The organism is Pseudomonas sp. EL_65y_Pfl2_R96 (genome assembly GCF_963970905.1).
GTDB lineage: Bacteria > Pseudomonadota > Gammaproteobacteria > Pseudomonadales > Pseudomonadaceae > Aquipseudomonas.
In genome coordinates this window covers 68,260-93,878 of the sequence record NZ_CAXAQH010000022.1, presented here as the reverse complement: position 1 = coordinate 93,878, position 25,619 = coordinate 68,260, and the positions used below count along the sequence as shown (strand labels likewise).

Annotated in this window: 21 protein-coding genes and 1 pseudogene; 9 read left to right on the top strand and 13 right to left on the bottom strand. The window is 61.4% G+C overall.

What is annotated here, in order from left to right; all coding sequences use genetic code 11:
• Window positions 1–48: 48 nt before the first annotated feature.
• The 7 genes from AACY49_RS20835 to AACY49_RS20805 all read right to left on the bottom strand — a co-directional run bounded on the left by AACY49_RS20835 (window position 49) and on the right by AACY49_RS20805 (window position 7,563).
• On the bottom strand, window positions 49–1,698 hold the full coding sequence (locus tag AACY49_RS20835) for a BatD family protein (protein ID WP_258696044.1): 1,650 nt from the start codon (window positions 1,696–1,698) through the stop codon (window positions 49–51).
• Entirely contained in the window at window positions 1,695–3,431 is a 1,737-nt protein-coding gene (locus AACY49_RS20830; protein WP_339526116.1) for a VWA domain-containing protein, read from the bottom strand. The genes AACY49_RS20835 and AACY49_RS20830 overlap by 4 nt, the downstream gene beginning before the upstream one ends.
• Window positions 3,428–4,522, bottom strand: coding sequence for a vWA domain-containing protein (locus AACY49_RS20825; RefSeq protein WP_258696042.1), 1,095 nt, complete (start codon window positions 4,520–4,522; stop codon window positions 3,428–3,430). Before AACY49_RS20825 ends, AACY49_RS20830 begins: the two co-directional genes overlap by 4 nt.
• The gene (locus AACY49_RS20820; RefSeq protein WP_038984065.1) at window positions 4,515–5,009 is read right to left on the bottom strand and encodes a DUF4381 domain-containing protein; all 495 of its coding nucleotides are present in this window, start codon (window positions 5,007–5,009) and stop codon (window positions 4,515–4,517) included. The genes AACY49_RS20825 and AACY49_RS20820 overlap by 8 nt, the downstream gene beginning before the upstream one ends.
• Window positions 5,006–5,950 (bottom strand): DUF58 domain-containing protein, encoded by a 945-nt coding sequence (locus AACY49_RS20815; protein ID WP_320390798.1) that lies wholly within the window; start codon window positions 5,948–5,950, stop codon window positions 5,006–5,008. Before AACY49_RS20815 ends, AACY49_RS20820 begins: the two co-directional genes overlap by 4 nt.
• Window positions 5,951–5,955: 5 nt before the next feature.
• Window positions 5,956–6,915 carry an AAA family ATPase gene (locus AACY49_RS20810; protein WP_258696040.1) on the bottom strand — a complete coding sequence of 320 codons (960 nt, stop codon included), beginning with the start codon at window positions 6,913–6,915 and terminating at the stop codon, window positions 5,956–5,958.
• Between the two features lie 294 nt (window positions 6,916–7,209).
• Window positions 7,210–7,563 carry a hypothetical protein gene (locus AACY49_RS20805; protein ID WP_339526113.1) on the bottom strand — a complete coding sequence of 118 codons (354 nt, stop codon included), beginning with the start codon at window positions 7,561–7,563 and terminating at the stop codon, window positions 7,210–7,212.
• Between the two features lie 526 nt (window positions 7,564–8,089).
• On the opposite strand from AACY49_RS20805, the gene AACY49_RS20800 reads away from it, so the two are divergent.
• Complete coding sequence (locus AACY49_RS20800) at window positions 8,090–13,003, top strand: NAD-glutamate dehydrogenase (protein ID WP_339526111.1); 4,914 nt, start codon at window positions 8,090–8,092, stop codon at window positions 13,001–13,003.
• Between the two features lie 67 nt (window positions 13,004–13,070).
• Here AACY49_RS20800 and AACY49_RS20795 read toward each other — a convergent pair.
• The 3 genes and pseudogenes from AACY49_RS20795 to pdxR all read right to left on the bottom strand — a co-directional run.
• Window positions 13,071–13,241 (bottom strand): annotated as a pseudogene (locus AACY49_RS20795) (cupin domain-containing protein); the annotation flags it as partial.
• Window positions 13,242–13,512: 271 nt separating this feature from the next.
• Window positions 13,513–13,806: an antibiotic biosynthesis monooxygenase family protein gene (locus AACY49_RS20790; protein ID WP_258696037.1), complete on the bottom strand. Its 294-nt coding sequence runs from the start codon at window positions 13,804–13,806 to the stop codon at window positions 13,513–13,515.
• Between the two features lie 123 nt (window positions 13,807–13,929).
• Complete coding sequence (gene pdxR, locus AACY49_RS20785) at window positions 13,930–15,363, bottom strand: MocR-like pyridoxine biosynthesis transcription factor PdxR (protein ID WP_258696036.1); 1,434 nt, start codon at window positions 15,361–15,363, stop codon at window positions 13,930–13,932.
• 203 nt (window positions 15,364–15,566) lie between these two features.
• On the opposite strand from pdxR, the gene AACY49_RS20780 reads away from it, so the two are divergent.
• The 3 genes from AACY49_RS20780 (at window position 15,567) to AACY49_RS20770 (ending at window position 17,860) form a co-directional block, all read left to right on the top strand.
• Window positions 15,567–16,007 carry a carboxymuconolactone decarboxylase family protein gene (locus AACY49_RS20780; protein WP_258696035.1) on the top strand — a complete coding sequence of 147 codons (441 nt, stop codon included), beginning with the start codon at window positions 15,567–15,569 and terminating at the stop codon, window positions 16,005–16,007.
• 127 nt (window positions 16,008–16,134) lie between these two features.
• Window positions 16,135–17,112, top strand: a complete 978-nt coding sequence (locus tag AACY49_RS20775) for a LysR family transcriptional regulator (protein WP_258696034.1) — start codon at window positions 16,135–16,137, stop codon at window positions 17,110–17,112.
• Window positions 17,113–17,332: 220 nt separating this feature from the next.
• Window positions 17,333–17,860, top strand: a complete 528-nt coding sequence (locus AACY49_RS20770) for a GNAT family N-acetyltransferase (protein ID WP_258696033.1) — start codon at window positions 17,333–17,335, stop codon at window positions 17,858–17,860.
• Window positions 17,861–17,927: 67 nt separating this feature from the next.
• Here AACY49_RS20770 and AACY49_RS20765 read toward each other — a convergent pair whose 3' ends face one another.
• A complete protein-coding gene (locus AACY49_RS20765) occupies window positions 17,928–18,620 on the bottom strand; it encodes an aspartate/glutamate racemase family protein (RefSeq protein WP_339526107.1) in 693 nt (230 codons plus the stop codon).
• A 78-nt stretch (window positions 18,621–18,698) separates the two neighbouring features.
• On the opposite strand from AACY49_RS20765, the gene AACY49_RS20760 reads away from it, so the two are divergent.
• Together AACY49_RS20760 and AACY49_RS20755 are read left to right on the top strand one after the other, a co-directional pair.
• Complete coding sequence (locus AACY49_RS20760) at window positions 18,699–19,475, top strand: AraC family transcriptional regulator (RefSeq protein ID WP_339526106.1); 777 nt, start codon at window positions 18,699–18,701, stop codon at window positions 19,473–19,475.
• Between the two features lie 70 nt (window positions 19,476–19,545).
• Window positions 19,546–20,040 (top strand): hypothetical protein, encoded by a 495-nt coding sequence (locus AACY49_RS20755; RefSeq protein ID WP_339526105.1) that lies wholly within the window; start codon window positions 19,546–19,548, stop codon window positions 20,038–20,040.
• A gap of 131 nt (window positions 20,041–20,171) precedes the next feature.
• On the opposite strand, the gene AACY49_RS20750 is transcribed toward AACY49_RS20755, so the two are convergent.
• Entirely contained in the window at window positions 20,172–20,393 is a 222-nt protein-coding gene (locus tag AACY49_RS20750) for a cbb3-type cytochrome c oxidase subunit 3 (protein ID WP_258696029.1), read from the bottom strand.
• Between the two features lie 15 nt (window positions 20,394–20,408).
• The gene (gene ccoN / locus AACY49_RS20745; RefSeq protein ID WP_339526103.1) at window positions 20,409–21,836 is read right to left on the bottom strand and encodes a cytochrome-c oxidase, cbb3-type subunit I; all 1,428 of its coding nucleotides are present in this window, start codon (window positions 21,834–21,836) and stop codon (window positions 20,409–20,411) included.
• 433 nt (window positions 21,837–22,269) lie between these two features.
• Between ccoN and AACY49_RS20740 the strand changes: the two genes are divergently transcribed.
• From AACY49_RS20740 to AACY49_RS20730, 3 genes are all read left to right on the top strand, one after another.
• Window positions 22,270–23,943, top strand: a complete 1,674-nt coding sequence (locus AACY49_RS20740) for a nitrite/sulfite reductase (protein WP_339526101.1) — start codon at window positions 22,270–22,272, stop codon at window positions 23,941–23,943.
• The gene (locus tag AACY49_RS20735; RefSeq protein WP_258696026.1) at window positions 23,940–24,434 is read left to right on the top strand and encodes a DUF934 domain-containing protein; all 495 of its coding nucleotides are present in this window, start codon (window positions 23,940–23,942) and stop codon (window positions 24,432–24,434) included. Before AACY49_RS20740 ends, AACY49_RS20735 begins: the two co-directional genes overlap by 4 nt.
• 173 nt (window positions 24,435–24,607) lie before the next feature.
• Complete coding sequence (locus AACY49_RS20730; protein ID WP_258696025.1) at window positions 24,608–25,576, top strand: hypothetical protein; 969 nt, start codon at window positions 24,608–24,610, stop codon at window positions 25,574–25,576.
• Window positions 25,577–25,619 lie beyond the last annotated feature (43 nt).

The following is a 25,619-nucleotide window of genomic DNA, read 5'->3' as shown; positions in this document are numbered from 1 at the left end:
AGTTTACTGGCAAAAGGTCGGGAATGTAGAAGGCTGCGATCTTTTGATTTATTTGGGATAGAGCGGTGGCAACCCAGTATCGCCAACCAGGTCTTGAACCCCTTCGGCCGTCGGGATTGCACGAATCGCGCGCCAGAGATCCTCGCCTTGCCAGTACTGGCCGGTTTCGCTGTAGAGCGCGCCATTCAGGCCATCGAGGGCATCGGACAGCGGCACGAAGCGCGCGGCCATGTCGGCCAGGGTTTCCGGCTGTTGCCGGGCCCAGGCGTCGAGGGCCTGCCGGGTGGCGTGGGGGTCGTTGGCCTGGCAGGCGCGTTTGAGGTCGTCGAGCAGGGTGCGTGGGCTCGGGCCGGTCTGCGCCGCCCGCAGGATCGCCGGTTGCGAGCGGGCGCGCCACCAGAGGCCGAAGCCCAGCAGGGTGGTGCAGGCCAGGATCACGGTGCTGAGCTTCCACCACAGGGCTTCGCTGGTGGCGCCGGGCATCACCTGCGGGCCTCCCGCCGGGGTGTCGACGATCAGGCTCGGGTTGCTCGCCACTTGCAGCGTGCGGGCCGGCAGGCTGCTGTGCTCCAGGTGATCCTCGAAGGTGTTCCACCAGACCACTTCAACGCTCGGCAAATCAATGGCGCCGGTGCGGGTCGGCACCAGGGCTTCGCGGTCCTCGCGACTGCCGATCAAGCCGCGTTCGCCGCTCTGGTTGCTCAGCACCGGTTGATCCGGGTAGCGCCGCAGGCCGTTGATTTCGGTGGCGGGCAACGGTGGCAGTTGGGAACTGGCGAGGCCTTCGGCGTTCAAGGTCAGGCTGCGGGTCAGCGAATCGCCGACCTGCGCATGATCCGGTTCCGGGCTCCAGCTTTCGCCGAGGCTCAGGCTGCGGGCCGGCAGCCAGGGAACATCGGCTGGGTAAGTAGCGGGTTTGGCCTTGACCGTCAGCGGGATCTCGGCGGAGCTGACGCGCATCAGCTTGCCCGGTTTCGGCCCTTGGGGTGTTGCGTCCTGGGACGGCTGGGTATCGACCGGCGTGGCACTGAACATCTGCGCCGGAATGGTCAATACGCCGCTGTGCTGCGGGTAGATCGCGTAGCGCATTTCGATCACGCCATGGCGCAAACCGTTGATGGCTTTCTCGTAGGTGCGCGGCTCGCCCAGCTGTTCGATGCGCGCATCGGGAATCTGCAACGGGGTCAGGCTGCTGTCGTCATACAGGGCGACTGAATGGTAAATGCGCAAGGTCAGGATCGCCTGAGCCTGCACATAGACACTGCTCTGGTCGAGGCTGGCTTCGATGAACACCGATGCCAGGGTGTTGCGGATGTTCTGGGTTTCACTCTCGATCACCTGCACGGTAATCGGCTGGCTCTGGGCGTCGCCCAGTTGCAGCGACGGAATCACCACGCTGCCGTTCTGCCGGGGCAGCAGGGTGATGATCCAGCGGGTGGTCGCCTGAGTGTTGCCGTTGAGGGTATTCAGTTGGTTGACCTGGCGGGTGCCGCGTACTTCGAACAGCGGCTCCAGCGGCGCCAGGTCGGGTTTGCCAAACTGGGTCACGTCGTTGGATTCCAGGGTCAGTTCGACCGTCTCCCCGGAGTTCAGGCGACTGCGATCGACACTGGCGACCAGCCCCGCCGCCTGGGCCTGAACGGTGCAGAGCAACAGGGCGGGCAGCAGTGCGAGCAAGAAGGCGGTGAAGCGGGTCATCGAGTTTTTCCCTGATCCTGATGTTGTTGCTGTTCGTACCAGAATTTGCGTCTGAGCAGTTCTCCGGGGTCATCCGGGATCTTGCGCAGCCATTGCTCCAGCGCCTGGCGCTGTTCGCCTTCGAGCCTGTCGCTGGCCGGTCGCCGTGGTGGCCTGGTGCTTTGTTCATCCTCCAGCTCGCTGCCCGGGACTTCATTGGCGCCCGGTTGCGGTGGCGTCGTGGTCGGCTTCTCGGCGTCCGGGGTGGTTTGCTCGGCGTCGGCTTTCGGCTCGCCATTGCTGGGTTGGGTGGCGCTGCCCGGCGGTGGTTCCTGGGTGATGGTTTCAGTTTTGCCATCGGCGGTTTTTTCCGGCTCGACAGGCGGCGCTGAGGTTTTCTGCTTGAGCAGGCTTTCCACCAGTGCCTTGTTGGTCAGGGCCGGGCGCATATCCGCTTGAAGTTCCAGTGCTTGTTCGTAAGCATCCAGCGCTGCTTCCAGTTCACCACTTTTGGCCAGGGCATTGCCACGATTGTAGTGGGCGTGCGCATCGTTGCCTTCGGCAAACCGCTGGGCGGCGCCACTGAAATCGCCGGCCTCATAGAGCGCCACACCCTGCCATTGCGGATCTTCGAAATGCAGTGCGGCCTCGGCCGGGCGTTTTTGTTTGAGCAAATGCAGGCCCTGCTGATCGGGTCGCAACCACAAGTCTTCGAAATCGAAGGCGTAACTGGGTTGTGGCAGCAGGAACAGCAGCGGCAGGCAGAACAGCCAACCGCGGCGTCCGGCGCAGGCGGTCAGCAATAACAGCGGCAACAGCAGCCAATACCCCTGATCGGCCCAGGTGTCGAGACGCAACGTCTGGCCGTCGTTACGCAGATCCCGAGGGCCGTCGAGCAGACCGAGGCCGCGCAGGTCGGCATCGTCCAGGCGCGCCTGGCGATAACGTCCGCCCACGCCATTGGCAAAGGCTTTCAGGCTGGGGCCGTCCAGACGGGGCACCAGAATCGCGCCCTGGTCATCCTTGAGGAAACTGCCGTCGTCCTGCGCGACCGGCGCGCCTTCGGCGGTGCCGATACCGAGCATCAGAAATTGCGTGGACTTGTCGTCCAGCGCCTGACGAATCCCTTGACGCTCCTGTTCCGTCAGCGACGAACCGATCAGCAGGACCCGGCCCTGGCCGAGGGCGCCCTGATCCAGCAGCGCCAGGGCCTTGGTCACCGCCAGATCGGCACGATGACCGGCCTGAGGCATCAGCGACGGCTTGAGCGCATCCAGCAGATTGCGGCTGGTCGACAGGTCATCCGACAGCGGCACCAAGGTGTGAGCGCTGCCGGCGTAGACGACGATGGCGGTCTGCGCATCGCTGCGGTTTTGCAGCAGGTCGAACAGTTTGCGCCGGGCCTGTTCCAGCCGGTTCGGCGCAACGTCGGTGGCGAGCATTTCCGGGGTCAGCTCGAGCAATACCACCAGCGGGTCGGCGGGTTTCTGGCTGGTTTGTTCCACTCGCTGCCAACCTGGCCCGAGCAGAGCCAGCACGGTCAGCACCCAGGCCAGGCCCAGGGCAACCCACGGCAGTTTGCTTTCGCGACCGCTGCCACCACTGAGCAACGCGGCATGGAAGGCCGGTGGCAGAATCATTTGCCAGCGGCCGGCGCGTTTCTGCCGGTGCCAGAGTTGCCAGAGCAACCAGCCCAGCAACGGCAACAACAGCAGCCACCAGGGGCGGAACCAGTGCGGCCAGAGGGCAATCATCGACGCCTCCGCAGACGCAGGCGTTTGAGCCGCTGACGCCAGTCGGGCAGTTGCTTTTGCAGAAACCGCTCTTTTGTAAACAGCTCCTTGGTAAACAGCCGTTGCAACGGGTTATCCGGCCAGCGCTCGCGGATCACCAGCAGCATGCTCAACAGCAGCGCCATCGCCAACGGCCAGTGATACAACGCCTGGGCCGGGCGGGCCTGAGTGGGTTGCTGGGTCACCGGTTCCAGTTTGTCGAGGGTGCGCTTGATCGCCTGCAATTCCTGGCCGTCGTGGGCGCGGAAATACTGGCCACCGGTGGCTTCGGCGATGGCTTTCAAGGCGGGTTCGTCGAGGTCCAGGCTCGGGTTGGTGCCCAGGAAGCCCAGGGTGCCGCTTTGTTCCGGATCGGCACCGATACCGATCGGGTAGATTTTCACGCCTTCATTAGCCGCCAGGCGTGCGGCGGTCAGCGGATCGATTTCGCCGCCGTTGTTGGCGCCGTCGGTGACCAGAATCAGCACGCGGCTTTGTGCCGGGCGCTGGCGCAGGCGTTTGAGGGCCAGGCCGATGGCGTCGCCGATGGCGGTGTTCTTGCCGGCGATGCCGATCCGCGCTTCGTCGAGCCACACCCGCACGGTGTGTCGGTCGAAGGTCAGCGGCGCTTGCAGATAGGCCTGACTGCCGAACAGGATCAACCCGACGCGATCGCCGTCGCGACTTTCGAGAAAATCACCGAGCAAATGCTGCACCAATGACAGTCGGCTGACGTCTTCGTCCTGCCACTGCATGTCGGGAAAATCCATCGAGCCGGACACGTCCACCGCCACCAGCAGGTCGCGGCCACTGGCGGCAATCGGTAGAGGGTCGCCGAGCCATTGCGGGCGCGCCGCGGCGATCAGCAGCAACAGCCACAGCAAAATGAACGGGGCTTGCTGGCGCCAGGCCGGCAGGTTGGCCCGGGCGCGGCGGCGAGCGAGGCCTTCGAGGTCGCTGAGGAAGCTGACCTTGAGCGCCGGCTCGCCACTGTCGGCCACCGGCAGCAGCACCCGCATCAGCCAGGGCAGCGGCAGCAGGGCAAAGATCCACGGCCAGGCGAACTCAAACATGTTTGCGAATCCAGGTGTCGACGGCTTGAGTCAGGCCGGCGATGGCTTTGTCGTCGAGTTTGCATTCGGGTTTGTAGGCGCCTTCCACCAGCACCATCCAGCGCGTGAGGCCGGCGGCCGGGCAGCGGTTGTCGAGGAACGCCAGCCATTTGCGCCCGTTAAGAGTATGGCTCTGGCTGTAGGGGTAATGGTTGCGGCACAGGCGTTTGAGCAAGCCGTTGAGTTGCTGCAGCCAGGCACCGGCCGGGGCGCCGTCGTAGGGCTTGGGCATCCGGGCGAGCTCGGCCAGGGCGGCGAGACGCACCGGGTCCAGCGGTTGTTCGGCGCGCACGACAGGGCGCTTGTTCGGGATGAAACGGCGCAACTGCCACAGGCCGAAACCGATCAATGGCAGCAATAACAGCAGCAGCCACCAGCCCGGCGCCGGTGGCCAGAAGCCGATCGGTGGCGGGGAAATCAGCGGTTGCAGTTGATCGAGGCTGCTCATCGACCTTTCCCCGGACGTTGTGGGTTCAGGTATTCGCGCAATTGCTCGACCATTTCGCTTTGGGTGCTCAACGGCATCAGCAACACCCGCAGCTTTTGCGCCAGCAGCTCCCAGCGGTCGATGCGCGCTTCCGCTTGTGCGCGATAGGCCTGGCGCAAGTCGAAATTCAGCGTGTCGAGTTCCAGCTGCGCACCCCGTTCCGCGAAGCGTAAAAGCCCCGCGGCGGGCAGGGCGTGATCCAGCGGATCGGACACGGGCAGCAGCAGCAGGTCGCAATGGCGCGACAACAGGCTCAGTTGCTGCTCGGCACCGTCCGACAACGCGCGTTCGTCGCAGATCACGATCACCAGGCTGCCGGGGCGCAATACTTCCCGGGCGCGGCGCAAGGCAATGCCGAAGGCGTCGCGGTCCGGCTCGCGTTCGGTGTGCAGCGACTGATTGACCCGCACCAGCCGGTTGAGCAATTGCAGCAGGCTCTGTTTGCTGCGTCGCGGTTTGATCTCGTAGTGCTCGTCGTCGCCGAACACCAGCCCACCGACCCGGTCGTTATGGCCCAACGCGGCCCAGCCAATCAGGCTCGCCGCCTGGGCGGCGAGCACCGACTTGAACATCAGCCCGGAGCCAAAAAACAGCCGGCAGCTCTGTTCGACCATGATGAAGATCGGTCGCTCGCGTTCTTCATGGAACAGCTTGGTGTGCGGTTCCTGGGTCCGGGCGGTGACACGCCAGTCAATGCTGCGCACGTCATCGCCGGCCTGATAGACCCGCACCTGATCGAAGTCCACACCGCGCCCGCGCAGTTTTGAGTGGTGCAGGCCGATCAGCGGGCTGCGCTGGCTCGGCGTGGAAAACAGCTGGACTTCGCGCACGCGATGGCGCATCTCGATCAGCTCGGCGAGGCTGACACGGATGCCCGGCTCGGGCGGCAGGAGGGCGTTCATGGGGGTCAAGCGACGGCTACGACGTCGAGAATCCGCTGGACCACCCGGTCCTGGTCGATGCCAGCGGCTTCGGCTTCAAAGGAAAGAATGATGCGGTGGCGCAACACATCGAACAGCACCGCCTGAATGTCTTCCGGGCTGACGAAGTCGCGACCGGCGAGCCAGGCGTGGGCACGGGCGCAACGGTCGAGGGCGATGGAGCCGCGCGGGCTGGCACCGTAGGCGATCCATTCGGCCATTTCCGGGTCGAACTTGGCCGGGATGCGTGTGGCCATGACCAGTTGCACCAGGTACTCCTCCACGGCGTCGGCCATGTACAAACCGAGAATTTCCTTGCGCGCGGCGAAGATCGCCTGCTGGCTGACCCGGCGTTCGGGTTTGGTTTCACCGTGCAGCGCTTCGCCGCGGGCCTGTTGCAGAATCCGGCGTTCGACGGCGGCGTCGGGGAAGCCGATTTTCACGTGCATCAGAAAGCGGTCGAGCTGGGCTTCGGGCAACGGGTAGGTGCCTTCCTGCTCGATGGGGTTTTGTGTGGCCATGACCAGAAACAGCGGCGACAGCTCGTAGGTGCTGCGCCCGACACTGACCTGGCGTTCGCCCATGGCTTCGAGCAGGGCCGACTGGACCTTGGCCGGGGCACGGTTGATTTCGTCCGCCAGCACCAGGTTGTGGAAGATCGGGCCTTGCTGGAACACGAAGCTACCGGTTTCCGGGCGATAGATTTCCGTGCCGGTGATGTCGGCCGGCAGCAGGTCGGGGGTGAACTGGATGCGATGGAACTGTGCTTCGATGCCTTCAGCGAGCTCTTTGATGGCCTTGGTCTTGGCCAGCCCCGGAGCGCCCTCGACCAGCATGTGGCCGTCGGCGAGCAAGGCGATGAGCAAACGCTCGATGAGTTTTTCCTGGCCGAGAATCTGCGTTGAAAGAAAGGTTCGCAGCGCGAGCAGCGCTTCACGATGTTCCATCGATGACTGTTCCTGGAAAGGGTGACCGAAGACGTTCGAATAACGCCAGGGCTAGGGGCGTTACTTTAATCCATCGCGGGGGGCGCCGACTAACGGCATTTTGTGCAAAGTGCGGGAATTGTTGGGTAAATCTGTTGGAAATTTGTAGGCGAGGGACAGGGTGGTGATCTGGCTGGCCTCATCGCGAGCAGGCTCGCTCCCACAGGTGACCGGGTTCTCATATGAAAATGCGATCAAATGTGGGAGCGAGCCTGCTCGTGATGAGGCAGGTTCAGGCACCCGAGATTCCAAGGCTTAGAGCTGGCTGATGTAAGTGCCGGTACCTTTAAGGATGTTCTGCAAGGTCTCTTCCACTTCAGCCAGATCGCCAGCATCGGTACTGTGCAGGATTTCCAGCGAATCATTGCCATCCAGCGCATCGGCGTCCACGGCGGCGATTTCGATCAGCAGGCGGTCAGGGCTGAGGGTGACTTTCACGCCATCCAGGGCCGAAGGCTTGTCGTGGAAGATGATCTCCAGCTCGTCCTCATCGGGAAAGCGGCTCATCAGGAACAGTTCGCCCTCGGCACTGGTGCAGCAGAGCATGGCCAGATTGTCTTCTTCGTCATCGCACGGGTTGACGATCAAGAGGTCGGTTGTCATTTGCATGGGAAAATCCTGGCTCGGCGAGCGTGGTGAACGCGACAAAAGACAATTCTGCCAGCCCTCGGAAATTTCTGCTCGACTGAGTGTCAGAGGATGTGTTGTGAATATCCGATGCGTTCCAGTCATTTCTGGTACGCAAGTGCCGTAAAACCGGGCATAAAGCCCCCATTTTCCTGCACGACTGCTAGTGTTGTTCGAGGCACATGCCGCGAGTTACGTACCGATGACCGAATATGTCGCAGCGCTGCAAGCACGGCCCTTGCCGCACTCGTTAAGCTGCGCAACGGATGAGCACCCGTAAGGGCATTGTCGATGGCTGCGATGGTAGCTTCGAGAGGGTAGCCCGGCAGTTGTTTTTGCAGATGCCCATTCAATGGAAGGTGAATGTGACCTGAGTGTCTCGTCCAGCTTCACCCACCTGTCATTCTGTTTCCTCTGCCCGAGATTCAGGAACAGGGTGACGGATTGCCCCGAAAGGGGTTTGCACGCGACGCTTCCATCAATAACAAGCCCAAGCGGAGTACCACAGATGGCGTTCTTCACCGCAGCCAGCAAGGCCGACTTCCAGCACCAACTGCAAGCGGCACTGGCGCAGCACATCAGTGAACAGGCACTGCCACAAGTGGCGCTGTTCGCCGAACAATTCTTCGGCATCATTTCCCTCGACGAGCTGACCCAGCGTCGGTTGTCCGACCTCGCCGGCTGCACCCTTTCTGCGTGGCGCCTGCTTGAGCGCTTCGATCACGCGCATCCGCAAGTGCGCGTCTACAACCCTGATTACGAACGCCACGGCTGGCAGTCGACCCACACCGCGGTTGAAGTGCTGCATCACGATCTGCCGTTCCTGGTGGACTCGGTGCGTACCGAACTGAACCGCCGCGGCTACAGCATTCATACCTTGCAAACCACTGTGTTGAGCGTGCGTCGCGGCAGCAAGGGCGAGCTGCTGGAAATCCTGCCCAAGGGCACCCAGGGCGAAGGCATTCTGCAAGAATCGCTGATGTACCTGGAAATCGACCGTTGCGCCAACACGGCCGAACTCAATGTCCTGACCAAAGAGCTGGAGCAGGTTCTCGGTGAAGTCCGCGTCGCGGTCGCCGATTTCGAACCGATGAAAGCCAAGGTCCAGGAGATGATCGAAGGCATCGACAACAGCCAGTTCATCGTCGACGCCGACGAAAAATTCGAAATCAAGAGCTTCCTGGAATGGCTGGTGGGCAACCACTTCACCTTCCTGGGCTACGAAGAGTTCGTGGTGGGCGAGGACCAGAACGGCGGTCACATCGAATATGACCAGAACTCGTTCCTCGGCCTGACCAAGCTGCTGCGTGCCGGCCTGACCGTCGATGACCTGCGCATCGAAGACTACGCCGTCAACTACCTGCGCGAACCGACGCCGCTGTCGTTCGCCAAGGCTGCACACCCAAGCCGTGTACACCGTCCGGCCTACCCGGATTACGTGTCGATCCGCCAGATCGATGCCAATGGCAAGGTCATCAAGGAATGCCGTTTCATGGGCCTGTACACCTCGTCGGTGTATGGCGAAAGCGTGCGGGTCATTCCTTACATCCGTCGCAAGGTCGAGATCATCGAACAGCGTTCGGGCTTCCAGGCCAAGGCTCACCTGGGCAAGGAACTGGCCCAGGTGCTTGAAGTGTTGCCGCGCGACGACTTGTTCCAGACCCCGGTGGACGAGCTGTTCACCACCGTGATGTCGATCGTGCAGATCCAGGAACGCAACAAGATCCGCGTGTTCCTGCGCAAAGACCCGTACGGCCGCTTCTGCTACTGCCTGGCCTACGTGCCGCGAGACATCTACTCCACCGAAGTGCGCCAGAAGATCCAGCAAGTGCTGATGGATCGCCTGAAAGCCTCTGACTGCGAGTTCTGGACCTTCTTCTCCGAGTCCGTGCTGGCCCGTGTGCAATTGATTCTGCGCGTCGACCCGAAGAACCGTCTGGACATCGACCCGGTTCTGCTGGAAAAAGAAGTGGTGCAGGCCTGCCGCAGCTGGCAGGACGACTACGCGAGCCTGGTGGTCGAGAGCTTCGGCGAAGCCCAGGGCACCAACGTGCTGGCCGATTTCCCGAAAGGCTTCCCGGCCGGTTACCGCGAGCGTTTCGCCGCCCACTCGGCTGTGGTCGACATGCAGCACCTGCTGAGCCTGAAAGAATCCAATCCGCTGGTGATGAGCTTCTATCAGCCACTGGGTCAGGTCTCCGGTCAGCGCGAGCTGCACTGCAAGCTTTATCACGCCGATACCCCGCTGGCGTTGTCCGACGTGTTGCCGATCCTGGAAAACCTTGGTCTGCGCGTGCTGGGTGAGTTCCCGTATCGCCTGCGCCACAACAGCGGCCGTGAGTTCTGGATTCACGACTTCGCGTTCACCGCCGCCGAAGGCCTGGAACTCGACATCCAGCAACTCAACGACACCTTGCAGGACGCCTTCGTCCACATCGTGCGTGGCGATGCCGAGAACGATGCCTTCAACCGTCTGGTACTGACCGCCGGCCTGCCATGGCGCGATGTGGCGCTGCTGCGTGCTTACGCCCGTTACATGAAGCAGATCCGTCTGGGCTTCGACCTGGGTTATATCGCCAGCACCCTGAACAACCACACTGACATCGCTCGCGAGTTGACCCGGTTGTTCAAGACCCGCTTCTACCTGGCGCGCAAGCTGGCCAGTGACGATCTGGAAGACAAGCAGCAACGTCTGGAACACGCGATTCTGGCGGCACTGGACGATGTCCAGGTGCTGAACGAAGACCGCATCCTGCGTCGTTACCTGGACCTGATCAAAGCGACCCTGCGGACCAACTTCTACCAGACCGACGCCAACGGTCAGAACAAGTCCTACTTCAGCTTCAAGTTCAACCCGCACCAGATTCCAGAGCTGCCGAAGCCGGTTCCGAAGTTCGAAATCTTCGTTTATTCGCCTCGCGTCGAAGGCGTGCACCTGCGTTTCGGCAACGTGGCTCGCGGCGGTCTGCGCTGGTCCGACCGTGAAGAAGACTTCCGCACCGAAGTCCTGGGCCTGGTAAAAGCCCAGCAAGTGAAGAACTCGGTCATCGTGCCAGTGGGTGCGAAGGGTGGCTTCCTGCCGCGTCGCCTGCCACTGGGCGGCAGCCGTGACGAGATCGCGGCCGAGGGCATCGCCTGCTACCGCATCTTCATCTCGGGCCTGCTGGACATCACCGACAACCTGAAAGACGGCGCGCTGGTACCGCCGGCCAACGTCGTGCGTCATGACGACGATGACCCGTACCTGGTGGTGGCGGCGGACAAGGGCACTGCGACCTTCTCCGACATCGCCAACGGCATCGCCATCGACTACGGCTTCTGGCTCGGCGACGCCTTTGCGTCCGGCGGCTCGGCCGGTTACGACCACAAGAAGATGGGTATCACCGCCAAGGGCGCGTGGGTCGGCGTACAACGCCACTTCCGCGAGCGCGGCATCAATGTTCAGAAAGACAGCATCACTGTAGTCGGTGTCGGCGACATGGCCGGTGACGTATTCGGTAACGGCCTGTTGATGTCCGAGACGTTGCAACTGGTGGCCGCGTTCAACCACCTGCACATCTTCATCGACCCTAATCCGGAGCCTGCCAACAGCTTCGCCGAGCGTCAGCGCCTGTTCGACCTGCCGCGTTCGGCCTGGTCGGACTACGACACCAGCATCATGTCCGAAGGCGGCGGGATCTTCTCGCGCAGCGCAAAAAGCATCGCGATTTCCCCGCAGATGAAAGAGCGCTTCGACATTCAGGCTGACAAGCTGACCCCGACCGAACTGCTGAACGCCTTGCTCAAGGCGCCGGTAGACCTGTTGTGGAACGGCGGTATCGGTACTTACGTCAAAGCCAGCAGCGAAAGCCACGCCGATGTCGGCGACAAGGCCAACGATGCACTGCGCGTGAACGGCAACGAACTGCGCTGCAAAGTCGTGGGCGAGGGCGGTAACCTCGGTATGACCCAATTGGGTCGTGTCGAATTCGGCCTCAATGGTGGCGGTTCCAACACCGACTTCATCGACAACGCCGGTGGCGTGGACTGCTCCGACCACGAAGTGAACATCAAGATCCTGCTGAACGAAGTGGTTCAGGCCGGCGACATGACCGACAAGCAACGTAACCAGTTGCTGGCGAGCATGACCGACGAAGTCGGTGGTCTGGTTTTGGGCAACAACTACAAGCAGACTCAGGCACTGTCCCTGGCAGCCCGTCGCGCCTTGCCGCGAATTGCCGAATACAAGCGTCTGATGAACGATCTGGAAGGTCGCGGCAAGCTGGATCGCGCCATCGAGTTCCTGCCGGCCGAAGATCAACTGGCTGAACGCGTCGCGGCGGGCCATGGCCTGACCCGTGCCGAGCTGTCGGTGCTGATCTCCTACAGCAAGATCGACCTCAAGGAAGCGCTGCTCAACTCCCTGGTGCCGGACGACGACTACCTGACCCGCGACATGGAAACCGCTTTCCCGCCGACCCTGGTGAGCAAGTTCTCCGACGCCATGCGCCGTCACCGTCTGAAGCGTGAAATCGTCAGCACTCAGATCGCCAACGATCTGGTCAACCACATGGGCATCACCTTCGTTCAACGACTCAAAGAGTCGACCGGCATGAGCCCGGCGAACGTGGCAGGTGCTTATGTGATCGTGCGTGACATTTTCCATCTCCCACACTGGTTCCGTCAGATCGAGGCCCTGGACTACCAGGTCTCCGCTGACGTGCAACTGGAGCTGATGGACGAGCTGATGCGTCTGGGCCGCCGTGCTACACGCTGGTTCCTGCGCAGCCGTCGCAATGAGCAGAACGCTGCCCGTGACGTCGCACACTTCGGTCCGCACCTGGCGGCGTTGGGCCTCAAGCTCGACGAACTGCTGGAAGGCCCTACCCGCGAAGGCTGGCAGACCCGTTATCAGGCTTACGTCGCGGCTGGCGTACCTGAGTTGCTGGCGCGCATGGTTGCAGGCACCACTCACCTGTACACCTTGCTGCCGATCATCGAAGCTTCGGATGTGACCGGCCAGAACGCAGCGGACGTGGCCAAGGCCTACTTCGCCGTGGGCAGCGCGCTGGACATCACCTGGTACCTGCAACAGATCAGCGCCCTGCCGGTTGAAAACAACTGGCAGGCCCTGGCCCGTGAAGCGTTCCGCGATGACGTCGACTGGCAACAACGTGCGATCACCATCTCTGTCCTGCAACAGGGCGACGGCACCCAGGACGTGGAAACACGCCTGGCGCTGTGGATGGAAGAGCACGAAGGCATGATCGAACGCTGGCGCGCCATGCTGGTGGAAATCCGTGCCGCCAGCGGCACTGACTATGCCATGTATGCGGTGGCCAACCGTGAGTTGCTGGACCTGGCGTTGAGCGGTCAGGCGGTGGTGCCTGCCAATGCCAATGCCAACGCGACTGCCAGCGCCGAGCTGGAGCCGGTTGCCTGATCAGGCGTTGAATGAAAAAGCCCCGTCTCGAAAGAGATGGGGCTTTTTTTTGTCTGAAGGCTTTGTGGTAATCGACTTCGATCATCAAGGCTTTTTTGCCGGGGGCGTTTTTCAGCATCTGGTCCTGCAGGATGGTGACTTTTTCTGTCGGGGCTGCGGTTTCGTGGGCGAAAGCCGAGGCTGAAACGCACAGCGTCAGGGCGGCGAGAGGGGCAGCAAAAAAACGAAGCGCATTCATGGTTGATTACCTGAGGTGGTGAGTCGTCAGGGACCACAGTAGGGCGCGCTATCGGGCAATCAAACAGCCAGTTTTCGGGAAGGTGAGGGGGCCAATCACAGAGCGCCGCAGGGCTAAAGGGCGATGAACTGTGGCGAGGGAGCTTGCTCCCGCTGGGTTGCGCAGCGGCCCCCAAAACCGCTGGACGCGCAGGACCAGGCAGACTGCGTTCGCCGGATTTACGTCTGCTGCGCAGACGAGCGGGAGCAAGCTCCCTCGCCACAGGTGTTTGTCAGACGATTGGAAAACTGTCGAAGTCGACGGCGTTGGCCAGTCGGTTGTCGATCAGGCCGATAAAGCCTTGCGCTTCAGGGCAGTTGAAATGCGCCTGCATGGCCGCTTCCGATTGCCAGCGAGCGCTGACCGTCCAGCAGGTGTCGTCCTCGGGGCAGCGGTCGACCATGTAGGAGTCACAGCCCGGAAGTTCGCGCAGGGTATCGACAATCTTTTGCAGTTGCTGACCCAGTTCGTCCGAGCGGCCGGCGGCAGCCTGCACCTTTACGGTGTTGATCACTTCGTTGGGCATTGTTCACACTCCTGAATCAGGCCGGACGAATCCTGCTCATTGAGGGATAACGCCCATCAAGGATAGGCCTGCCCCCCCAGGCCGCCAATAGCCAATCGCTGGATAAAGCCGCAGACCAATCTGTCAGCCGACCTGCTGCAGAATGTCCCGCAAACGGTCCAGGGCGATGTCGATGTCCAGGGTTTCGATCGCCCCGAACCCCAGGAAAAGCCCGGCCCGTGGCGCTTGTTGGTAATAGAAACCGTCCAGGGCATAGAGCCCCACTTCGACTTTTTTTGCCAATTCGATCACCAATGGAATATCCACCGGCACTTTGCACAGCACCGCCATGTGGAACCCGGCCGTGGTCGGCACCGCCTCGAACCACGGCGAAAGGTCGCCCGCCATGCGCGCCAGAATCCGCTCCCGGCGCCCGGCGTAGATCGTATGGCAGCGCCGGATGTGCTTGAGCAGGCAGCCCTCGGCGATGAACTTGGCCAGCGCCCATTGGGGCAGGGTGGAGGTGTGCATGTCGGTGAGCTGTTTGGCGCGGATCACCGCTTCGAGAATCGCCGGCGGCAAAATCGCATACCCGAGCCGCAACTCTGGCAACAGGGTTTTCGAGAAGGTGCCGACGTAGGCAACGATGCCGCGCTGATCCAGGCTTTGCAGCGAGTTGGTGGGCCGGCCTTCGTAGCGGAATTCGCTGTCATAGTCGTCCTCGATGAGGATCGCCCCCAGTTCGTGGGCGCGCGCGAGCAGGGCTTCGCGCCGGGCCTGGCTCATGGGCATGCCCAAGGGGAACTGGTGGGACGGGGTGACGTAAATCAGCCGGGTGCCATCGGGAATGTGCTCGACCTGAATGCCTTGCGCATCCACCGGTACGCCGACCACCGTCGCGCCATGGGTTGCGAATAACAGACGAGCGGGCGGGTAACCGGGGTCTTCCATGGCCACGAGGCTGCCCGGTTGGGTCAACACCCGGGAAATCAGGTCCAGCGCCTGCTGCGCGCCGTTGCACACCACCACGTCCTCGTCCTGACAATTGACCCCACGGGAAAACGCGATGTGCCGCGCGATCGCATTGCGAAGCGCCGGCAAGCCTTCGGGCAGGCTGTAGAAGCCCTTGGAACCGGCAATCTGGCGCAAGGCATGGGAAGTGCAGCGGCGCCAATCGTCCTGCGGAAACTGGCCTTTCCCGGTGGCGCCACCGATGAAATCGTAACGCAGCGAGCCTTCCAGCGTCGGGTGGCGCAAGAATGTTGGCAGGTTGCGCCAGCTTTCAATGACCTCAAAGCTGGCCAGCTCCGAATGACTCTGCTTGCGGACGATTTTCGCCGCCCGGGCATTGACGTAAGTGCCTTTGCCGATCACCCCGGTGAGGAAGTTTTCGTAGGTCAGTTGTGCATACGTGTCGGAAATGGTCTTGCGCGAAATTCCCAGTTGTTCAGCCAGCAAACGGCTGGGCGGCAGCTGCGTCCCGGCTGCCAGACGGCCGGACTCGATGGCGCTGCGCAGTTGCCGGTACAACTGGCCTGCCAGGTCCTTGCGGCCGTTGATGACAACATGAAGTTCCATACCGGCGGGGCTCCTGGGCGTTGAGGCGACTGTGCGTCGCGCCAGATTACCCGCATGCACGGCCGTGCAGAAGTTGCGTGGGCGAAAAACCTCCGATTGGCCTTTTACCGGGCGGTCCACGGCTTTTTCGTCGAATTGGACCTGTGACGATCGTGGGGCAGCCTCTACCTTGGAGTCACCTATCCTATCCGCGAGGTCGCCCCATGAACTCCCGCCTGGACTACTACAACGCATCGCCCAAAGCGATGAAAGCCATGATCGCCATGGAGGCCTTGACCCGCGACCTGAGCATCGAGCCGGCCTTGTTGAACCTGATCAAAATCCGTGCCTCGCAGCTTAATGGCTGCGCCTTCTGCACCGACATGCACTCGGTGGACGCGCGCCGTTTCGGCGAGACCGATCGCCGGCTGTATGCGGTCGTGGTCTGGCGCGACAGCGGCTTCTTCAGCCCTCGGGAGCGGGCGGCCCTGGCCTGGACCGAAGCGGTGACCCTGCTTGCGGAAAGCCATGTGCCCGATGACGTTTACGCACTGGCCCGGGCGCAGTTCAGCGAAGGCGAACTGGTTGACCTGACTATGGCCGTCAGCACCATCAACAGCTGGAATCGTCTGGCAGTGAGTTTTCGACAAGCGCCCGGCGGTTGATTCAAGCCCGCTCCCACAGGTTCCGCGCCTTGGACGGCTGATCCGTTTTTTCCGGCTGTCACATCAGGTTCATGAACGGTCAGCAGGATGAACGCTCAAGGACAGATCGACAGACAGGGAGTCATCAATGTCATTCATGGAATCCACCGGGCGTCAGGGCGTGGCCGAGTACCGTTGGCCGGTAGAACAGAACCCATCCTTGCACTCACGGATAGCCGGAATCGATCCGCTGCTGGTGCAGTCTTTCAGGGTCAGCGCCCGTTGCGGCTGTTTCATGCAAGCGGCCCGCAGCCTCAACATCAAGTCGACCCAGTTGCGTAAACATTTGGCGCAACTGGAAGCACAACTGCAGTGTTCGCTGTTCAGCCATTCGGGCAATGGCTTTGCCCTCAGCCGCGACGGTTTGCAGCTTCAGGCGCAGTTGATTGCCCTGGCCCATGAACGCGATTTGCCGGTGATCGAACAGCCATTGATTCGCTTGGCCGTCGCCGAGTCAATCTTGCATGACATCCTCGGGCGCGACCTGGTCTCGCTGCTGCGGCGCAATGCCAGCGTGCGCCTGGACATCATCTCCCTGGATAGCGAACTGTCCCTGCAAGCCATCAGCGCCGATGTGGTGGTGTGGCTGGCGGGCACCGATTCGCCGTTGCCAGGCCCCAGTTTCGCCGTCAGCGAGCCCCGGCGACTCGCGCGGCTGGACTATCTGCCGCACATCGCCAAGCGTTATTCGCGGGTCGCGGCCCGGCCGGACAGCCTGGGTGACTTGGCCGATTTCATGTTGGTGCAATGGCAGCAGCACCGCCAGGTCGCCGCCTTCGGGCCGTGGAACAGTCTGCTGGAGCAGCGCCTGGCGGGGGTGGTGCAGTTGCATTCCTATGAGCTGATGCTGGAGATGATCCGTTGCAGCGCCTGCATCGGTTTGCTACCGCACTACATGAGCCAGTTCGACCGGGGGTTGTTGGCGTTGCCCGGGCTCTTCCACCAACCGATGCAGCGCCAGGTGTGGATGGCGGTCAATGCCGACTCCCGGAATGAGGCCGAAGTGCAGGGGATCGTCGAGCTGATCCACAACACCTTCAGTGAGCGGCGGGAGTGGTTTGAGTAGCCTGCCATCAAGATCAAAAGATCGCAGCACTGCGGATCCAGAATTGACACAGATCCATGTGGAAGCGGGCTTGCTCGCGAAAGCGGTTATTCAGTCGACATGGATGTTGAATGACACACCGCATTCGCGAGCAAGCCCGCTCCCACATTTCGATCTCGCCACTCATGGGGATCGCGGTTTAGAGTGATCGGCCACACACCGATCAAGGACGAACACCGCCATGCCCGACCACGACCCCGCCATTCACCTCGAACGTTTCAACGAATCCCACATCGAGGGCATCACCGCGCTCTACAACGATCCGGCCGTGGCCCGGCAGGTGCTGCAAATGCCGTTTCAGTCCACCGAGGTCTGGCGCCAACGCCTGATGGCGGACAACGAACGCGCGGTGAAACTGGTGGCGCTGCACCAGGGCTCGGTCATCGGCAACATTGGCCTTGAGCAGTTTTCGCGAATCCGTCGCAGCCACGCCGGCAGCTTCGGCATGGGGGTCGCCGTGGCGTGGCAGGGCAAGGGCGTCGGTTCGAAACTGCTGGCAGCAGCGCTGGACATCGCCGATAACTGGATGAACCTGCAACGGGTCGAGCTGTCGGTGTACGCCGACAATGAAGCCGCCATCGGGCTGTACCAGAAATTCGGCTTCGAGACCGAAGGCCTGTTTCGCGATTACGCCGTGCGTGACGGTCGGCTGGTCGATACCCTGAGCATGGCGCGCCTGCGTCGCACGCCCTCGGCTCAATGCCAGTAATTTGAGCGACGAAAATCCTGTGGGAGCGTGGCTTGACTTGGCCGGCATCAGGCCAAAGCCGATTGAGTCAGTCGCCCAACGCGAACGCCACCGCCGCCTGTGCGTGCAGCTCGGTGGTGTCGAGCAAGGGCAGGGCGCTGTGTTCGGGTTTGATCAGCAGGCCGATTTCGGTGCAGCCGAGGATGATGGCCTGGGCGCCGCGTTCGGTCAGGGATTCGATCACCCGTTGATAGACCCGGCGTGAGGCCTCGCTGATCAGCCCGACGCACAACTCATCGTAGATGATCCGGTGCACGGCCTGACGCTCCTCGGCCTCCGGCACCAGCACCGTCAGGCCTTTGGCCGTCAGACGCTCCTTGAGAAAGTCCTGCTCCATGGTGAATGCAGTGCCCAGAAACCCCACCCGCAGCGCACCGGCGTCCAGTGCCGCCTGACCGGCCGGGTCGGCAATGTGCAGGAACGGAATATCGATCGCCGTCTGAATCTGCCCGGCCACCTTGTGCATGGTGTTGGTACACAGCACCACGCACTCGGCACCGCCAGTCTCCAGCCGTCGCGCGGCATCCACCAGAATCGCCGCCGCATCGTCCCAGCGCCCGGCGTGCTGGGCCTGTTCGACAGGGCCGAAGTCGACGCTGTACATTAGCAATTTCGCCGAACGCAATGGCCCCAGGCGATCGCGTACTTGCTGGTTGATGAGGCGGTAATATTCGGCGCTGGACTCCCAGCTCATGCCGCCGATAAGGCCGATGGTGCGCATGTCGTGCTCCTGTGAATGGCAAACCCTTGCAAGAGAGTGTCCAGTGGATCCTTGTACCGATCTATCAGGAAATTTCACATGCCCGGTGTGCTGAGCCAGTACCTGCCGGGCGGCAAAGTCTGCTTGCAACTCTTGCCCCGTGCGGCGTACAGCGCCCGTGATCCGGCACAGTCGCAAACCCTCGGGGTGACGCTGGAGCGTCAGCAAGGCGTGCACGCGATCGATTCTGACCGACGGACGGATTTCGATACCTGGCCAGGTGTATTGGCGTACACGCCGGTCGGCGTGGAAGTGTTTTCCGAATCGGCCACCGGTGGTGAGTATCTGCTGATGCGGCTGAACGAGCCGTTTGCCTGCGAACAGTTACCCACCGTGGCCCATCGCGTGCAGTCTTGCGGCAATCGACGTGCGCTGGCCTTGGCGCGAGAGGTACGGCGTCAGTTGCTCGCCACGCAACCCGACGTGCTGGCCCTTGAGCAATGTGCCGTGGCTCTGGTGGGTGTAGCGAATGCGAAAACCGATACAACGCAGCGTGCCACGCCGAAGGCCTTCGCCCGAGTCATGGAGCAGATCGCCGAGCAGTTCCAGCAACCTCTGACACTGGAACAATTGGCTGCCACCTACGGGCACAACGAACTGCGTTTTCTGCGCGATTTCACCCGGGCTATCGGCCTGACGCCCCACGCTTACCTCATTGAAGTGCGACTTCAGGCGGCACGAAGGATGATCGAACGCACTGATCTACCCTTGGCCGCTATCGCGCTGGATGTCGGCTTCGCCCATCAGTCCCACATGGGCAGTGCCTTTCGCAAACACTTGGCCATGACCCCCCGCCAATACCATTTACGCTTTTAGTCGTACGCCTGTGGCGCGCATCTGCCATGCTCAAAGTCCGCAGCACCGCTTCAACCAAAGGAACACCGCAATGGATGACGTACAGCAACTGGGCGAGATGCTTCGCCACTACGCAGAAAGCGAAGCGCACAAGAAGCAACTGTTTGAGTCGCAATCGGCCGTGTGGGCGACGCGCATTGGTGAGTTGTTCGATCAGATCCAGCAGTGGCTGGCACCGGTCCTGGCGCCGAACCTGCTGGAGGTGAGCCGCGAGGCGTATGTCGCGTCCGGGTCGAGCGTGCCGGTCGAGACGTCGACGTTCAAGACCGAGAAACTGAGCATCGTCATCGCTGGCAAACCGGTGGAGTTCGTGCCGGACGTAATGGGCGTCGGCGGGCAGATTTCATTGGCAGTGATGGGGTTGACCGCGGCGCGCTATGGCAGCATTTCGCTGGTATGCCTGCCACCTTCCAACAGTTGGCAATGGCGCAAGACCAATGGCTTGAAAGACCCGGATACCTTTGCCTTCGATGCGAGCTTCCTGGCGCAGCAGCTGCAGAGTCTGATTCCACGCGAGCGGAGTTAATGCCCATGTGATCGACACTCAACCCTGTGGGAGCGGGCTTGCCCGCGATTGCGGAGTGTCAGTCGATACAAATGTTGAATGTTAAACCGCCATCGCGGGCAAGCCCGCTCCCACAGTGGTTTGGGTGTGCCTCAGATTTCGAGGTTGCCCCAACCCGGCTTCACCTCTTCCGGTGCCACCGCTTTCACGGTTTTGCCCGTGGCCAGTTCCACCCGCCGCGCCACCTCGGGGTCATCGGCAAACGGAATCAGGCTGGCATCGTCCAGGCTCTCAGCCGTCTGGTGTTTCAGGCAATATTCCACTGCGAGCCAAAGCCCAAAAACACCCAATAGATTCAACACCATCTCGATCATGTCAGGCTCCTTGCCTCAGGCAAACTGCGCTTCAAGTTCGGCCATCTTCACGTCCGCCACCCGCACCGTGCGCCACACGTTGTAGGCCATCAGCAACATGCCGCTGAGGAAGAACACCCCGCCGACAAAGCGCACCACAAACCCCGGATGACTGGCCTGCAAGGCTTCGACGAACGAGTAGGTCAGCGTGCCGTCGTCGTTGATCGCGCGCCACATCAAACCCTGGGTGATGCCGTTGACCCACATCGAGGCGATGTACAGCACGGTGCCGATGGTCGCCAGCCAGAAGTGCAGGTTGATCAACGGCACGCTGTGCATTTGCGTGCGGCCGAAGACTTTCGGAACCATGTGGTAAATGGAGCCGAAGGTGATCATCGCCACCCAGCCGAGCGCGCCGGCGTGAACGTGGCCGATGGTCCAGTCGGTGTAGTGGGAGAGGGCGTTGACCGTTTTGATCGCCATCATCGGCCCTTCGAAGGTCGACATGCCGTAAAAGGCCAGGGACAGCACCAGAAAGCGCAGGATCGGGTCGGTGCGCAATTTATGCCAGGCGCCCGAGAGCGTCATCATGCCGTTGATCATCCCGCCCCAGCTCGGCGCCAGCAGAATCAGCGACATCGCCATGCCCAGCGACTGCGCCCAGTCCGGCAGCGCGGTGTAGTGCAAGTGGTGGGGGCCGGCCCAGATGTACAGGGTGATCAGCGCCCAGAAGTGCACGATCGACAAGCGATAGGAATACACCGGCCGCCCGACCTGTTTCGGCACGAAGTAATACATCATCCCGAGGAAGCCGGTGGTGAGGAAGAACCCCACCGCGTTGTGCCCGTACCACCATTGCACCATGGCGTCGGTGGCCCCGGAGTACACCGGATACGACTTGAACCAGTCCACCGGAATCGACAGGTGATTGACCATGTGCAGCATGGCGATCACCACGATGAATGCACCGAAAAACCAGTTGCCGACGTAGATGTGATGGGGCTTGCGTTGCACCACGGTGGTGAAGAACACGATGGCATAGGCGACCCAGACCACCGTCATCCACACCGCGCCGGAGAACTCGATCTCGGCGTATTCCTTGGTGGTGGTGTAGCCCAGCAGCAGGGTGATCAGCATCACCACGATCACCGATTGCCAGCCCCAAAAGGTGAATGCGGCGAGCTTGTCGGAGTACAGCCGTACCTGGCAGGTGCGCTGCACCGCGTAATAACTGGCGGCGAATTGCGCGCTGCCGGCAAAGCCGAAAATCACCAGGCTGGTGTGCAGCGGGCGCAAGCGGCCGAAGGTGGTCCACGGCAGGTCGAGGTTCATCTCGGGCCACACCAGTTGCGAAGCGATCCATACCCCCATCGCCATCCCGACGACACCCCATACCACGGTTGCCACGACGAATTGGCGGACGACCTTATAGTTATAGGGCTGTCCGATTGTTGCTGTGCTCATGGTCAGTTCTTCCACGGTTGCAAAGTCTTGCCAGGCCACCCGGTCTGGCATGCCATGAACTGTAGAAACCCCATCGGAAACAAAACAGTCTCAGAAAAACCGAGTTTATGCGGATCAGATGCGATGCGATCCTGCGGCCATACGCCGCATTCTGATACGGTTTTTTAGTGTTTAGCTGAATCTGTAACGTGCTGCGCTGCTGCCGCATAGTTGCAACCTCGAAAACGAGCCGCAGAGCCTGATGCCGACCAGTTAAGGCGCAGACCTTGTGGGAGCGAGCCTGCTCGCGATAGCGGACTGACAAGCAGCACATGTGTTGAATGTGCAACCGTCATCGCGAGCAGGCTCGCTCCCACATGGATTGCGGTATTCAAATCCTTGACTGACTGGCATTAGCCGAAGGGCCCGATAATCCTGATGAGGTGGCAGCCACATGTATCAGTACGATGACTATGACCGGGCGCTGGTGTTCGAGCGTGTTGCGCAGTTTCGCGATCAGGTCGAACGTTTTATCGCCGGGGAACTGAGTGAAGAAGAGTTCCTGCCCCTGCGTTTGCAGAATGGCCTGTACATGCAAAAGCATGCCTACATGCTGCGCGTGGCGATTCCCTACGGCACGCTGAGCGCGAATCAAATGCGCACCCTGGCGAGCATCGCCCGGGATTACGATCGTGGTTACGGCCACTTCACCACCCGGCAGAACATGCAGTTCAACTGGATCGAACTGACCCAGGTGCCGGACATCCTCGAACGCCTGGCCCAGGTGGAAATGCATGCGATCCAGACCTCCGGCAACTGCGTGCGCAACATCACCACCGAAGCCTTCGCCGGCGTCGCGGCGGACGAACTGATGGACCCGCGTCCGCTGGCGGAGATCCTGCGGCAATGGTCGACCATCAACCCGGAATTCCTGTTCCTTCCGCGCAAATTCAAGATCGCCATCTGCTCGGCGAAGCAGGATCGCGCGGCGATCATGATGCATGACATCGGTCTTTATCTTTATCGCGATGATTGCGGGCAAATGCTGTTGCGGGTGATCGTCGGCGGCGGGCTGGGGCGCACACCAATCCTCGGGTTGCAGATTCGCGAGGGCTTGCCGTGGCAGCACCTGCTGTCTTACGTCGAGGCGGTGCTGCGGGTCTATAACCGCCATGGGCGGCGCGATAACAAGTACAAGGCACGGATCAAGATCCTGGTCAAAGCCTTGGGTATCGAAGCCTTCGCCAAGGAAGTGGAGGAAGAGTGGCAATACCTCAAGGACGGCCCGGCGCAGTTGACCGATGTCGAATATGAGCGTGTCGCCAGTGCCTTTGTGCCACCTGACTACCATTCACTGGCCGATACCGACCTGGACTTCGGCACACGCCTGGCCGAGCACCCGGCGTTCGCCCGTTGGGTGGCGCGTAACGTTCAGCCGCATAAGGTGCCGGGATACGCCAGCGTGGTGCTGTCGACCAAACCGGGCACTGCCTCGCCACCGGGGGATGTCACCGCCGAGCAAATGGAGGCGGTGGCCCAGTGGTCCGAGCAGTTCGGTTTTGGCGAAATCCGCATCGCCCATGAACAGAACATCGTCCTTCCGGACGTGCCCAAGGCTGACCTTTATGCTCTGTGGTATCAGGCCTGCGAGCAAGGCCTGGGGAGCGCCAACATCGGCTTGCTGACTGACATCATCGCTTGCCCCGGCGGCGACTTCTGCGCCTTGGCCAACGCCAAATCAATCCCCATCGCACAAGCGATTCAGGCGCGCTTCGAGAATCTGGATTACCTGCATGACCTGGGCGATATCAGCCTGAACATCTCTGGCTGCATGAACGCCTGCGGCCACCACCACATCGGCAACATTGGCATTCTTGGGGTCGATAAGAACGGTAGCGAGTGGTACCAAATCACCCTCGGCGGCGCCCAGGGCAAGGACAGCACGTTGGGCAAGGTCATCGGCCCGTCCTTCAACGCCGCCGAAGTGCCCGATGTCATTGAACGGATCATTGGCACCTTCGTGCGCTATCGCGAGAGCGAGGAGCTGTTCGTCGATACCTTGGCGCGCATCGGCCTGGAGCCGTTCAAGGAACGGGTTTACCCGAAAGTGCTGGAGGTGTCGGCATGAACAATCTGCTGCGCGTACGAGAGGGTGTCGCCGAGTGGGTGCGCGACGACCCATGGCAATTGATTCGTGAAACTACGGATGAGTTGCCGGGCGGACCGCTGATACTGCCGTTACCCCGCTGGCTGGCGCTTAATGCCGACACCACAACAGCGCTCGAAGGCGTCTGGCTCGGCCCTGATGACGAAGTGACAAACCTGGTGCCGTGGTTTCCCGACCTGCCGCTGATTGCCCTGGATTTCCCGAGTTTTCGCGACGGACGCGCCTATAGCCAGGCTTATCTGTTGCGTACGCGTTTGGGTTGGCAGGGCGAATTGCGCGCGATCGGCGATGTACTGCGCGATCAACTCAGCCACATGCGCCAATGCGGCTTCGACAGTTTTGCCGTGCGCGAAGACAAGTCCGCTGAGGATGCGCTCAAGGGATTGGCGGGGATGAGCGTGTTGTATGGGCGTTCGGTGATTGAGCCGCGGCCGTTGTTTCGGCGGCGTTGAAGATCCCGATACCCGTCAGTCAAGCCCGCTCCCACAGGTTTCGCACCTTAACCGACTGGGACGGGGCCCTCACCATAGGGATCTTCCTTGTCCGGGTATTTTTGCTTGGGGCAGTGATGGCATTTTGGTAGAGTCCGGGCCTCATAAGGAGTCGGTAAAGAAAGGAGTCTGGTTTGGGCGCGGGCAAGAAGATTTTAGGGCTGATAGCGCTGTTGCTGATGCTGGCCCTGTGGGGCGGTTACTTTTATGTGTTGAAAGAGAACCGTAACGGCCAGCTCGGGGACATCTTCGACAGCTACGCCTGGTGCGGCACGCCGCCGGCCAGCGATACCGGCGGGTCAGGCAAGGATCAACTGTCGCTACGCATCACCAACAACGTTCACGGCGAGTTCATGCTCTCGGGCGCGGTGGTTGTCTCTGAACGAACCTTTGATCGTTATGACCTCGGCCGCAACGAACTGCGGCTGCGCATGGAACCGATGCAGTTGTTCTACAGCATCCCACCGATTTTCATGGAACAGGTCAAGATCAAACCTTTGAGTCGCAACCTGTCTTCGGTCAACAAAAGTGCTTACGCCGAACTTGAGTCCAGACCCATCGGCGTCCAGGGGCGGGCGACGGACTTTCCGTTCGACACCTACCGCTACGGCTACAAGCCGGTGTTGTACATCCTCAAGGGCAATGAACGCACTGACCTGACGTTCAGGCACATCACCACCAATATGGAGATGTCCAACACCTTCACACCCATCCAGAAGTACAACCGTGTCGAGTACATCAACGAGAAAAACTCGCTGATCAGCGAGGACGACTACAAGCCCTACGGCGCCAACGAATGCGCGTTCAGCGTCGAGCGCAAAGGCTCGTTCAAGGTGATTGTGCTGCTGTTGTTGCTGGTGATGTGCCTGCCGTTGCTGCATGTGTTCTATCGCGACGAGCCGGGCATCGATTTTCTCGCGACGCTGGTGAGTATCGGTGCGATCCGGGTGTTTCTGGTGGGGCCGCTGAACGACTTCCAGCTGTACACCATCGACTTCCTGTTCGGCGCCGTGATTATCCTGGTGGGCACGGTGTCGTTGATCAAGGCGATGCGGGCCAACAGTCGACGGGAGTTGGCCGCGAAAAGCGGGTCTTCGTGGTGATTGACGAGACTTTTGCGGATCAGGCTCCGTGTTGTTTGAGCTG